This is a genomic window from Xanthomonas sp. D-36-1 (assembly GCF_017746155.1).
Classification (GTDB): Bacteria; Pseudomonadota; Gammaproteobacteria; order Xanthomonadales; family Xanthomonadaceae; genus Xanthomonas; species Xanthomonas cissicola.
The window spans coordinates 37723-49391 of the sequence record NZ_JAGHWR010000038.1; the positions used below are offsets into that span (position 1 = coordinate 37723).

The window sequence follows — 11669 nt, forward strand, 5'->3', positions numbered from 1 at the left end:
CAGCATACCGGCTGCGCAGCGCGCGCGGGATGCGCTGGAAGTCAGGGTGTCACGGTGGCGGTCAGCCGCCGGCTGGTCTGGCGAAAGCGCAGCCCCATCAGGATCGACGCCACCGTCAGGCCCAGGATCAGGCCTACCCACATGCCCTTCGGTCCCCAGCCCAGCCCCAGGCCGAGCCCGGCGCCGATCGGCATGCCCACGCCCCAGTACGAAAACATCGCCAAGAACATCGGCACGCGGGTGTCCTTGAGCCCGCGCAGCGCGCCGGCCGACAGCACCTGGATGCCGTCGGGAAACTGGAACGTGGCGGCAAACAGCAGCAGCACCGAGGCCAGCGCGGCCACGGCCACGTCGTCGGTATAGACGCCGACGATGGCATCGTGGCCCAGCAGCAGCGCGCTGGCCGATAGCGCTTGCGTGCCCAGCACGATGGCATAGCCGGCCCAGGCTGCGCGCCGCATCGCCTGCGGCTCGCCGCGGCCCACTGCGTGGCCCACGCGCACGGTGGTGGCCTCGGCCACGCCCATCGGGATCATGAAACACAGCTGCGCGACGTTGATCGCAATCTGGTGCGCGGCCGCTTCGGTGGAGCCCAGCCGGCCGATCAACAGCGCAGTGACGATGAACAACCCGCCTTCCATCAACACGGTGATGCCGATCGGCAAGCCGGTGCGTAGCAACTCGCCGATGGCGCGCCAGCGCGGTCCTTCCAGGTGAGTGAACAATTGCAGATGCGCAAACCGTCGCGCGCGCCACAGATACAGCGCGAACACGCTCGCCTGCACCCACATGGTGATGGCCGAGGCCATGCCCAGCCCTTCGGCACCGTGCTCGGCGAAGCCGAACTTGCCATAAGTCAGCGCATAGCCCACCGGTGCCAGGACCAGCAAGCCGCCAAAGCCCAGCAGCATGGTCGGCAGCGTCCAGTGCATGCCCTCGCTGAGGTAGCGCATGCAGAAGTAGAACGTCAGTGCGGGCACCCCCCAGCGCACCGCGTGCAGGAACGCGGTGGCACCGGGCACGATATCCGGCGCAATCCCGAAGGTAGGCAGCAACGGCGGCACCACGCTCAGGAACACGAACATCAGCGCACTCAGCCCCAGCGACAGCCACAGCGCCTGCCGGAACAGCGGCCCGATCTCGCGCTCGCGGCCGGCGCCGAGCAATTGCGAGACCGATGCAGTCAACGAGATCAAGGTGCCGATCGGCACCAGCATCGGCAGCCACAGCAGCGAGGTGCCGATGGTGACTGCAGCCAGCGTGGCGGTGCCGTGGTGGCCGGCGATGACGTTGTCGACAAAACCGATCAGGCCGGTGGAAACGTGGCCGAGCACCAGCGGCAACGCAAGCAGGCCGGTGGTGCACACTTCCGAGGCGAAGCCTGGCGTCGCGGACGGGGGTGCAGAAGAAACAGACATGACAACCGATCGCTGCGCGGACTACGGCCGTGCCGGGAGGCGCTGGCACCGGGTCGCGCGGGCCGGCTATCTTACGCCTACTTTCCGACTGCGGCCTTGCCGCGCAGCTGGGTAGAGCCCGCTGCGCGGCTGCGCGCGCGGGCAAAAACGCGAAGGCTGCTGCAACCGGGCCGGCGCGGGATACCGTTGCACGCGTGCGCCAAACGCCGGTCTTTCGGGATCAGGTCGACCGCAACGCGCCTTCCCCCGACTCGCCAACCGGACCTGGCTCATGTCACCGCATTCGAACGCGCACCATCCCACGGACTGCGAAAATTGTGCGACTGCCTTGCATGGGGCTTACTGCCACGCCTGCGGGCAAAGCGCGCACAACCCGGTGCGCAGTGTCGCCCATGCAGTGGAAGAAGTCTTCGAATCGTTCTGGCATCTGGATGGGCGCATTTTCCGCACCCTGCGCGACCTGCTGGTGCCCGGACGCGTGGCGCAGCGCTTCCTGGGCGGCCAACGCGTACGTTATGTGGCGCCGATGCGGCTGTTCCTGGTACTGAGCCTGCTGACGTTCTTTATTGCGCGCATCGCCGTGCATGCGTCCGACGCAGACAGCGATATCGCACCGGCGCCCGGCACCAGCCAGACCACGGTTCCCAAGGATTTCGCACATGCACGCACGCCGGCGCAGGTGGAAGCGGTACGCAGGCAATTGGTCGACACGCTGACGCAGACACGCGCAGCGGTGCCGACCGGCATCGCACGCGACAGCATGGACGCCGGCGTTGCGCGTGCCAACGCGCAAGCGCAACGCCGTCTGACGCAGTTGCAGGCCGACGCGCGTCCGACCAGCGCCGTGCCCGCCGCAGAGGCAGACAGCGACAGCACGTTCTTTTCGGTGACGGGCAAGCCGTGGGGCCCGGTGAGCAACCCACTGCACTATGCGGCGCTACCGCAGTTCGCCAACCGCTGGATCAATACCCAACTTCGCCATATCCGCGACAACCTGCCGCGGCTGCGCAACGATCCGCAACTGCTCTACAACGCGTTCTTCGCAGCGGTACCGTCTGCATTGCTGGTGCTGGTGCCGCTGTTTGCGCTGCTGTTGCGGGTGTTCTACGTGCGCAGCGGGCAGGTGTATCTGGAGCATCTGGTGGTGGCGCTGTACAGCCACGCCTTCCTATGCCTGAACCTGCTGACGCAGCTGCTGTTGTCGCTGCTCAGCGATGCGCTGACGCACGTCGCCAGCCCGATCACCTGGAGTATCGGACTTGCGCAGTTCGGGCTGACGGTCTGGATGCCGGTATATCTGCTGTGGATGCAGCGGCGCGTGTATGCCCAGTCCTGGCCGGTCACCGTGCTCAAGTACATCGGCCTGAGCGGGGTGTATCTGGTGTTGGTGACGGTGGCCGCGGCGCTATTGATGGTGGCGAGTCTGGCGCGCCTTTGACGCAACGAATCTACGCAGACAGTTGCGCGAAACGTCCGCATTGCAGCGCGACGCAGCGATGCCGGGCTTGGAGGTGGGGCGTCTGGAGCGGCAGTGTGGAAACAGGCTCCCGCTTGAACCGATGTGACCGGCGCAACACTAAAAAGCATTGCGCGCCCTGACGGCGACGAACCGGTGGCGCGAGCGATCAACGCGCCAGTTGGCGCTTCAACCAGGTGCTGCGGGTGGCCGGCGCTTCGGCCAGGAAGGCCTCGCGCAAGCCGTCGCGTTCCTGGGGCGGGGTGCGCTGCGCCAGCACCGCCAGTTGCTCCAGCTGGCCGGCGTCCAGGCTGCGCAGCGCGGCCAGCATGGCCTCGCGCTGGGCAGATGGCACGTAGCCGATCAACGGCTGCAACTGGGCATAGAACGCCCCTACCTGCGAGCCCAGGCGCCAGCCGTCGCGATGCAGGCGATCCATCGCGCCGAACTGGGTGCGCAACGCGCGTTGCTGATCCTCGGGCAAGGCTTGCAGCCGCTCGCGTGCCTGGCGCAACACCACCCGGTCGGTAGCAGTCAGACCCTTCCAGGCAGCGTAGCGGGCGCGCAGCTCGGCTTGCTGCGCAGGCGTCATCGCCGCCCAGCGCGCGACCTGCTGCGCGGCGCTGGGCGATGTACCCGGCACTGCGGCAGCGGACGTGGACGCGGCCGGCGCAGCGGCGGATTCTTCCAGCGGCGTCGGCAAGCGCTGCGCGCCGGCGACGGCGGCAATCGCGCAGAGCAGCAGGCCGCACCACTTAGTTGCTTTCATCATCGACCGTCTCCAGAGGGGCGGAAGGCTGCTCGGCCGCGGTGGCATGCGCACCGGATTCATCAACCGGCACCGGATGGCCGGCGGCATACCAGGCATAGAAGTCCGCAGCGCGGGCCAGCTCCAGATCCGGGTCGGCCAGCATCGCTTGGTCGCGTGGATCCAGGCCCGGGGCGGCCACGGCATCCGGCAGATCGGCCGCCGGGAGTTCTTCCACCAGTACCGGTGCCGCGTCGGTCACGTGCAGCACGCCGGCAGGCGCCTGCGAGACAGGCTCGGGAGGAAGCGCGGGCCGGCGGTGGGTCCACCACCAGCCCAGCAGCGCCAGCAGCAGTGCCACCGCCAGCACCCCCAGCGCCATGCCTGCATGGCGGCGATCCAGCTGCGGCCACTGCCATTGCCGCCGGGTCCGCGCGCGCGCGGCGGCTGGGCGACGCGGCGCCGGTGCCGGCTCGGCCGGCGCGGCAGCCTGCAGCGGCATGCCGGCCAGGGCCGAATCACGGAGCTGGCCCAGCCGGGTCAACTGGGCCGGGCTCAGGTCGCGCAGTTCCACTTGCGCCGCCTCGGCCAGGGCCCGCCAGGCCTGGGCATCCGGGTTGCCGGCGGCGTCGCGCGGGCAGGCACGCGCCAGCAACTGCCGGTAGTCGGCCGTTTCGACGCCTTGCACCTCGCTGGCCACGCCTTCTTCCAGCCCGGCCACGATCCGCAGCAGCAGCGCCAGGCGGTCGGCAGTCTGCATCCGGCCCAAGGCGGTGAATGGGGGCAGCCACGTGCCCGGCATCGGCTCGCGCCGCAGCGGTGGCGCGGTGGCCAGCAGGCTCCAGAAGCGCATCGGCCAGCCTGCCATCGGCCGACCTGCCGCCTGGCTGCTGAAGGCGCGCAAGGCCGCTGCAAGGGCGCGCTCGGCGGCGGCCACATCGCCGCATTGCAATTGCGCGAGCACCAGCCCCCGGCGTTCCACACCACGCAAGAAGGCAGATAGCGCGGCGGGGGTCACGGGGGCGTCGGGGACTACGGTCATGGGAACTCCAGCATCGGCCGGCATGATACCGACGCGATTGCCCCCCCGCCGATGGCTTGACAGATCGGCTCGGCCCCGCTCCGCCTTCACATCGGCCGCGCCCGCCGCCGATGCGGGTTGTGCACAGCGGCAGACATGCCGATACGCAGGCGTCTGTCAACTGTTGTTTTTTCTTTGTTGCAATCGTGTTTCACGCCTAAGTGATTGAAATTTATTGACTTATGAACGTTGGCTAAAAAATGTCCAAGAGGTTGCAGAGGCTAGTGAATCCATCGTCACAGCGTGGAGCACGACACTAATTCACAGGTTTATCCACAGCCGGTGTGGATAAACCTGTTTCCTTAACCCTCACATAGGTTTACGTCGTATTTATCACTTCCGTCACAGAAACGCGGCCGCTGCCCCGGCGTGGATCTGGGCCGATTCGGCTCGGCCGCCAGCCTCTGGACAGGGTGGGTAGACTGGTTGGATGTCTTCGACCGTCGCCACCCTGCGCGTCGCCTTGCCGGTGCCGCTGCCCCAGTTGTTCGACTATCTGCCTCCGGCCGATGCGCCGCTGACCGACCCGGCGCGCGTCGGCTGCCGGGTGCGAGTGCCGTTCGGGCCGCGCGAGCTGGTCGGGGTTGTGGTGGAGATCGGGCAACTGCCCGCGGCCGACGGCTTGCGCCCGGCACTGGCGTGGTGCGACCAGGTCCCGCTGCTGGTCGATGAACTGGCGCGCTCGCTGCACTGGCTGGCCCGCTACACCCACGCCCCGCTCGGCGAGGCCCAGGCCAGCGCCCTGCCCGGCCCGCTGCGGCGCGGAGAGCCACTGGCCGACACCCACGCCTGGGCCTGGCAGCTGACCGAAGCAGGCCGCAGCGGTGCCGCCAGCCTGCGCGCGGGCAGCCGACCCGCCCTGCTGGCGGCCTTGCTGCTGACCGGCGCAGTGGGCGAAGAGCAGTTGGACCGGCTGCTGCCGCAGTGGCGCGAGGCCGCGCGCAGCCTAGCCAAGCGCGCCTATGCCGAACGCGTGGCAGTGCCGGCCGACGCCATCCCCCCCCGCCCCGGCAGCGGCCCCCCGCTCAACGACGAACAACAGGCCGCCGCCGCCGCGATCCGCGCGCACAGTGGCTTTGCCACCTATCTGCTCGACGGCGTCACCGGCAGCGGCAAGACCGAGGTCTACCTGCAGGCGATCGCCGCTTGCCTGGCCGCCGGCAAGCAGGCGCTGGTGCTGGTGCCGGAGATCGGGTTGACCCCGCAGACCCTGGGTCGCTTCCGTACCCGTCTGGGCGTGCCGGTGCACGCGCTGCACTCGGGTCTGTCCGATGGCGAACGCGCGCGGGTGTGGGCGGCGGCCTGGCGCGGCGAGGCACAGCTGATCGTCGGCACCCGCTCGGCGGTGTTCACCCCGCTGCCCAACGCCGGCCTGATCGTGATCGACGAGGAACACGACGGCAGCTACAAGCAGCAGGACGGCATCCGCTATCACGCGCGCGATTTCGCCCTGGTACGTGGCAAGGCGCTGGATGTACCGGTGATCCTGGGCAGCGCCACCCCATCGCTGGAAAGCCTGCACAACGCCTATTCCGGCCGCTACCGGCATCTGCGCCTGTCGCGGCGCGCCGGCGAAGCGCGTCCGCCACGCGTGCGCGTGCTCGACGTGCGCAAGCGCCCGCTCAAGGACGGCCTGTCGCCCGAGGTGCTGGCCGGTATCGGCACCACCCTGGCGCGTGGCGAACAAGTCCTGGTATTCAAGAACCGCCGCGGCTATGCGCCGGTGCTGCTCTGCCACGACTGCGGCTGGACCGCAGCCTGCCAGCGCTGCAGCACGCCGCTGCACCAGACCCCGATGACCGTGCATGCCGGCGGCCGCCGCCTGCAGTGCCACCACTGCGGCGCACGCCAACCCGCACCGCTGGCCTGCCCGGCCTGCGCCAGCCTGGCGCTGCAACCGCAGGGCATCGGCACCGAACGGCTGGAAGAACGCCTGACCGAGGCGTTTCCGGACGTCCCGGTGGTGCGCATCGACCGCAGCACTACCCAGCGCCGCGATGCACTGGAAACCCAGCTCGCCCGGCTCGGCACCGACGCCGGCATCCTGGTGGGCACGCAGATTCTGGCCAAGGGCCACGACCTGCCGCGGCTGACCATGGTAGTGGTGGTCGGCATCGACGAAGGCCTGTTCTCGGCCGACTTCCGCGCCGCCGAAAAACTGGCCCAGCAGTTGATCCAGGTGGCCGGACGCGCCGGGCGTGCCGACCGGCCGGGCGAAGTCTGGTTGCAGACCCACCACCCCGAACACCCGTTGCTGCAGACCCTGGTCAATGGCGGCTACCACGCCTTCGCCGACGCCGAACTGCAACAGCGCGAAGCGGCCGGATTCCCTCCCTTCGCGCATCTGGCCTTGTTCCGTGCCGAAGCCAAGGATGTGGCAGCGGCCAATCAGTTCCTGCTGGCGGTGCGCGATTTGACCAGCGCCGACCCCGGCACGCAATCACCGCCGTTTGCCGCAGTGGAATGCTACGGCCCGATGCCGGCACCGATGCCGCGCCGCGCCGGCTTCCAGCGCACGCAGCTGCTGTTGTCGGCGCACCAACGCTCGGCCTTGCATCGCCTGCTCGACACCCAACTGCCGGCGATCTATGCGCTACCGCAAGCCCGCCGCGTGCGCTGGTCGCTGGATGTGGACCCGATCGATCTGTACTAGCGCAGCCAGACCATCCACGCGTCGTAGGAGCGCACCTGGGCGCGAGAGGCGTCACCGGCAAAGCCCTCGCGCCCAGGTGCGCTCCTACGACAATGCGAGCTGCCTGCCGGCGGATGCGATGCCTGCGATGCACCACGCTGGCCTGCGCGGTGGTGGCAACCTCAGGTCAAGGCGGTCATCACTCCACGCTGGTACGCAGGCCGCGCGCGCAGGCGCTGGTACCACGCCTGCAGATGCGGCAATTCGGGGCGCTCGATCGGCATTTCGAACCACGCGTAGATGAAGCTGCCCAGTGGTATATCGCCCATCGCGAACTGTTCGCCGGACAGGTACGGCTGCTGCGCCAATGCCGCATCGGCACGTGCGAGCAACTCGCCCGACTGGGTCAACGCCGCAGCGATGCGTGCGTGATCGCGCTCGGCCTCCGGCGTGCGCACAACGCCCCAGAACAGGTCGCGAAATACCCCGGCGAACGTGGAGGTGGTCCAGTCCATCCAGCGGTCGCCGAGCGCGCGCTCGGCCGGCGAATATGGATACAACGCCGGCGCATAGTGCGCGGCCAGATAGCGCACGATCGCATTGGACTCCCACAACACCAGCGCGCCATCCTGCAAGGTCGGCACCACGCCGTTCGGATTCAATGCGCGATAGGCCGGCGTGTCGTTGCCGCCAAACGCACCGCCCACTTCGATCGAGGCATAGGCCACCCCGGCTTCTTCGGCGCACCACAACACCTTGCGCACGTTGCTGGAGTTGCGCCGTCCCCAGATTGTCATGGCGGGCATCGCTGCGGTGGGCACGTTTGCGTCCTGCGTCATGCTCGGCCCCCTGCTGCAGGTTTGGCCGGCGCACGTGCCGGGCGCTTGGCAGCCGCCGGTTGCGCCGGTTTGCCGCGGTCACTCTTGGGCGCGTCGCGCACCCACAACGCCTGTTCGTCCTGCCTGATCTCGAACAAGCCGATCGCGCGCACCAGATCGCTGAGCTTGCGATAGCCATAGTTGCGTGGATCGAACGAGGCCTGGTTGGCCACCTGCTTGCCGACTGCACTCAGCAACGCCCAGCCATCGTCTTCGCAGGCGCTGACGATCGCATTACGCAGCATTTGGACCAGACGCGTATCGCGACGTAATGCGGTGGCGTCCTTGCGATCGGCAGCCGTTTCGCTGGCGGCTGCAGCTTGTTGCCCGAGCGCCTCGACATAGGTGAACTTGGAGCACGCATTGACGAACGGCGCCGGTGTCTTCTTTTCGCCGAAGCCATAGACCTTCATGCCGTCGGTGAGCAGGCGCATCACCAGTGGCGTGAAATCGGCATCGCTGGAGACGATCGCAAATCCATCCAGGTTGCGTGCGTACAACAGGTCCATCGCATCGATCACCATTGCCATGTCCGAGGCGTTCTTGCCGGAACTGTAGGCAAATTGCTGGATCGGCCGGATCGCGTAGTCGTGCAACGCCGCCTCCCAGCCTTTCAGGTGCGGACTCTTCCAGTTGCCGTAGGCGCGACGCACATTGGCCACGCCGTAGCGCGCCACTTCGGCCAGCACCACGTCGATCTTGCCGGCTGGCGCATTGTCCGCATCGATCAGCAGCGCGATGCGTTTGTCAGGATTGTCGATCATGCTCATTGCTCCAGGGACTCGGCAGATTCGGTCTTGAAGTCGGTGTCGGTGTCGGTGTCGGTGTCGGTGTCCATCTCACTCTCCTCCACGTCGGTCTCGGCCGGCAATGTGTACTCGGTGCCATCGCGCAGCGTGAGCACGCCCGTACTCAGGATCTCGCGTTCGGCCCCGTCGCTGACCCAGGTGGCGTGCACGCGCCCGGTGCCGCGATCGCCTTCCACATCGAACACGAACTCGTCGCTACCAGGGGCCAGACTGGTGCGATACAGGTCCACCCGCATGTCGCGGATGTGCCCGATATGTTCCTGCACCACGGCATCGGCCTGCAGCGCAGTGCGCGCCTGATCGGCAAACAGCGACCAACCGATCGACATCAGCCAGATGAGCGCGCCGAGCACCAGCATCCCGAACAGCACCACACACGTCGCCACGCCAATCAGCCCGATCGCCACACTGCTGAGCGGCTTCTTGACGACAGCTGCCGGCGACGGTGCAGCGGGCGGCACAGACGACAACGGCGGCAACGGCGGCGGGAGCGACGACATGGGGTGGCCGGAAGCGGGAGATGCGACATGATGCCGCAGGCGGGCCACGCTCACGCGGCATGTTCATTGCCGATGCGGCATCCTGATACGCCCGCGTCGCACTCCATCGGACCTTACGATGACCTCTCTCCCCTCCCAAGCTCCGCTGCATCTGGTTGTGGTTGGCGGCGGATTCGCCGGCTTATGGGCGACCCGCGCGCTCGACGACCCCGGCATCCGCATCACCCTGGTCGACCGTCAGAACCACCACCTGTTCCAGCCCCTGCTGTATCAGGTGGCCACCGCCGGCCTGTCGGCACCGGACATCGCCGCGCCGCTGCGGCACATCCTGCGCGAGCAACGCAACGTCGAAGTACTGCTCGGCGATGTCACCGATATCGCACCAGGCCGCCGCGAGGTGGTGTTGGCCGATGGCAGCACGCTCGGCTACGACATGCTGCTGCTGGCCACCGGCGCCACCCATGCCTATTTCGGCAACGACCAATGGGCCGAACACGCCCCTGGCCTGAAAACGCTGTACGACGCGCTGGTGCTGCGGCGCAAGCTGCTGCTGGCCTTCGAACGCGCAGAAGCCGAATCCGACCCTGCCGCACGCGCCGCCTGGCTGAGCTTCGCAGTGGTCGGCGGCGGGCCCACCGGCGTCGAACTGGCCGGCACTCTGGCCGAAATCGCCCGCCACACACTCAAGAACGAGTTCCGCCACATCGACCCGCGGCAGGCGCGCGTGCGGCTGGTCGAAGCCGGTCCGCGCGTGCTGCCCTCGTTTCCGGAAGATCTCACCGCCAAGGCGCGCAAGCAGTTGGAGCGTCTGGGCGTGGAGGTGCACACCGGAACACCGGTCACGCAGATCGATGCATTGGGCTACCAGCTCGGCGACACCTTCGTACCGGCGCGCACCGTGGTGTGGGCCGCCGGCGTGGCCGCCTCGCCGCTGGCGCGTACGCTGGGCGTGCCGCTGGATCGCGCCGGCCGCGTGCTGGTCGAAGCCAACCTCAGCGTGCCGGGCCACCCGGACATCTTCGTCGGCGGTGATCTGGCCTCGGTGCAGCAGGACGGCCGCCCGGTGCCGGGCGTGGCACCGGCCGCCAAGCAGATGGGCAAGCACATCGCCAAGGCGATCCGGGCGCGGCATCGCGGCCAGACCGCGCCGGCGTTCCGCTACCAGGACTACGGCAACCTGGCCACGATCGGCCGCATGGCCGCCATCGTGCATGTGGGCAAGCTCAAGCTGTCCGGCGTCGTCGCCTGGTGGTTCTGGCTGGCTGCGCACGTGTACTTTTTGATCGGCTTCCGCAACCGGTTCGTGGTGCTGGTGAACTGGGCGATGGCGTACTGGAGCTACCAGCGCGCCGCGCGCATCATCTTCGGCGGCGCCACCGACGATCCTCCGCCCAGCAGCAAGGACGGATGACAGCGGCGCAGGCCGTGCGCGATGCTGTACGGCCTGATTCGACGACCCGATCGTGGCAACTGTGCTGTTTCTGCTGGATCTGCTCGGCACCTTCGTATTCGCTCTGAGCGGCGCGACCGTGGCGGTGCGCAACCGTCTGGACCTGTTCGGCGTGCTGGTGCTCTCCTGTGTGGCAGCGGTGTCCGGCGGCATCGTGCGCGATGTGCTGATCGGCGCCACCCCGCCGGCCGCGCTGGTGCAGCCGCAGTATCTGCTGGTGGCCTGCCTGGCCGGCGTGGCCGGATTCTATTGGCATGCAGCGGTGGAGCGCCTGCGCAATCCGGTGCAGATCTTCGATGCGGCCGGACTGGCGCTGTTTGCGGTCTACGGCACCAGCAAGGCGCTGGACTATCACCTCAGCCCGTTGAGCGCGACATTGCTGGGCATGCTCAGCGGCATCGGCGGCGGCATCGCGCGCGATCTGCTGGTGGCGCGCACGCCGGTGGTGCTGCAGGCCGAACTGTATGCGGTCGCTGCGCTTGCCGGTGGCGGATTGGTCGCGCTCGGGCACGTCCTGGATGTGCCGCAGGCCTGGTCGCTGGCGACCGGCGCCGGCGTGTGTTTCGGCCTGCGCTTCATGGCGATCCGCTACGGTTGGCATCTTCCTGTCGCACGCCTGCCGGAATAGCCAAGCGGTCGCCGTACGTGGCGATCAAACACCGCCAGCCACACACTGAGTGGCCGCCACGCAGGCACG

General features: G+C 68.1%; 10 protein-coding genes. 4 read left to right on the forward strand and 6 right to left on the reverse strand.

Features of this window, described 5'->3' with window-relative positions:
• Window positions 1-41: 41 nt before the first annotated feature.
• Window positions 42-1418, reverse strand: a complete 1377-nt coding sequence (locus J7367_RS12455) for an MATE family efflux transporter (RefSeq protein WP_057658598.1) — start codon at window positions 1416-1418, stop codon at window positions 42-44.
• A 271-nt stretch (window positions 1419-1689) separates the two neighbouring features.
• On the opposite strand from J7367_RS12455, the gene J7367_RS12460 reads away from it, so the two are divergent.
• Complete coding sequence (locus J7367_RS12460; protein WP_057658599.1) at window positions 1690-2856, forward strand: DUF3667 domain-containing protein; 1167 nt, start codon at window positions 1690-1692, stop codon at window positions 2854-2856.
• Window positions 2857-3043: 187 nt separating this feature from the next.
• Here the strand turns inward: J7367_RS12460 and J7367_RS12465 are convergent, their stop codons facing one another.
• Together J7367_RS12465 and J7367_RS12470 are read right to left on the reverse strand one after the other, a co-directional pair.
• Window positions 3044-3646, reverse strand: coding sequence for a DUF3106 domain-containing protein (locus tag J7367_RS12465; protein WP_033481335.1), 603 nt, complete (start codon window positions 3644-3646; stop codon window positions 3044-3046).
• On the reverse strand, window positions 3630-4664 hold the full coding sequence (locus J7367_RS12470; protein ID WP_022560134.1) for a hypothetical protein: 1035 nt from the start codon (window positions 4662-4664) through the stop codon (window positions 3630-3632). The genes J7367_RS12465 and J7367_RS12470 overlap by 17 nt, the downstream gene beginning before the upstream one ends.
• Window positions 4665-5133: 469 nt before the next feature.
• On the opposite strand from J7367_RS12470, the gene J7367_RS12475 reads away from it, so the two are divergent.
• Window positions 5134-7356 carry a primosomal protein N' gene (locus tag J7367_RS12475; protein ID WP_057658601.1) on the forward strand — a complete coding sequence of 741 codons (2223 nt, stop codon included), beginning with the start codon at window positions 5134-5136 and terminating at the stop codon, window positions 7354-7356.
• 161 nt (window positions 7357-7517) lie between these two features.
• On the opposite strand, the gene J7367_RS12480 is transcribed toward J7367_RS12475, so the two are convergent.
• Genes J7367_RS12480 through J7367_RS12490 form a run of 3 tightly spaced genes read right to left on the reverse strand, consistent with a single transcriptional unit; the run spans window position 7518 to window position 9522 of the window.
• Complete coding sequence (locus J7367_RS12480) at window positions 7518-8141, reverse strand: glutathione S-transferase (RefSeq protein ID WP_272491599.1); 624 nt, start codon at window positions 8139-8141, stop codon at window positions 7518-7520.
• 29 nt (window positions 8142-8170) lie between these two features.
• Entirely contained in the window at window positions 8171-8983 is an 813-nt protein-coding gene (locus J7367_RS12485) for an NYN domain-containing protein (protein ID WP_007966633.1), read from the reverse strand.
• Window positions 8980-9522, reverse strand: coding sequence for a hypothetical protein (locus tag J7367_RS12490; protein ID WP_057658606.1), 543 nt, complete (start codon window positions 9520-9522; stop codon window positions 8980-8982). The genes J7367_RS12485 and J7367_RS12490 overlap by 4 nt, the downstream gene beginning before the upstream one ends.
• A 118-nt stretch (window positions 9523-9640) precedes the next feature.
• On the opposite strand from J7367_RS12490, the gene J7367_RS12495 reads away from it, so the two are divergent.
• A complete protein-coding gene (locus J7367_RS12495) occupies window positions 9641-10933 on the forward strand; it encodes an NAD(P)/FAD-dependent oxidoreductase (protein ID WP_007966631.1) in 1293 nt (430 codons plus the stop codon).
• Between the two features lie 52 nt (window positions 10934-10985).
• On the forward strand, window positions 10986-11600 hold the full coding sequence (locus J7367_RS12500; RefSeq protein WP_057658609.1) for a trimeric intracellular cation channel family protein: 615 nt from the start codon (window positions 10986-10988) through the stop codon (window positions 11598-11600).
• Window positions 11601-11669 lie beyond the last annotated feature (69 nt).

Bases quoted from the DNA above. Each gene is read 5' to 3' on its own strand.
- J7367_RS12455 (WP_057658598.1), bottom strand. From the start codon at position 1,418: ATGTCTGTTTCTTCTGCACCCCCGTCCGCGACGCCAGGCTTCGCCTCG.
- J7367_RS12460 (WP_057658599.1), top strand. From the start codon at position 1,690: ATGTCACCGCATTCGAACGCGCACCATCCCACGGACTGCGAAAATTGT.
- J7367_RS12465 (WP_033481335.1), bottom strand. From the start codon at position 3,646: ATGATGAAAGCAACTAAGTGGTGCGGCCTGCTGCTCTGCGCGATTGCC.
- J7367_RS12470 (WP_022560134.1), bottom strand. From the start codon at position 4,664: ATGACCGTAGTCCCCGACGCCCCCGTGACCCCCGCCGCGCTATCTGCC.
- J7367_RS12475 (WP_057658601.1), top strand. From the start codon at position 5,134: ATGTCTTCGACCGTCGCCACCCTGCGCGTCGCCTTGCCGGTGCCGCTG.
- J7367_RS12480 (WP_272491599.1), bottom strand. From the start codon at position 8,141: ATGCCCGCCATGACAATCTGGGGACGGCGCAACTCCAGCAACGTGCGC.
- J7367_RS12485 (WP_007966633.1), bottom strand. From the start codon at position 8,983: ATGAGCATGATCGACAATCCTGACAAACGCATCGCGCTGCTGATCGAT.
- J7367_RS12490 (WP_057658606.1), bottom strand. From the start codon at position 9,522: ATGTCGTCGCTCCCGCCGCCGTTGCCGCCGTTGTCGTCTGTGCCGCCC.
- J7367_RS12495 (WP_007966631.1), top strand. From the start codon at position 9,641: ATGACCTCTCTCCCCTCCCAAGCTCCGCTGCATCTGGTTGTGGTTGGC.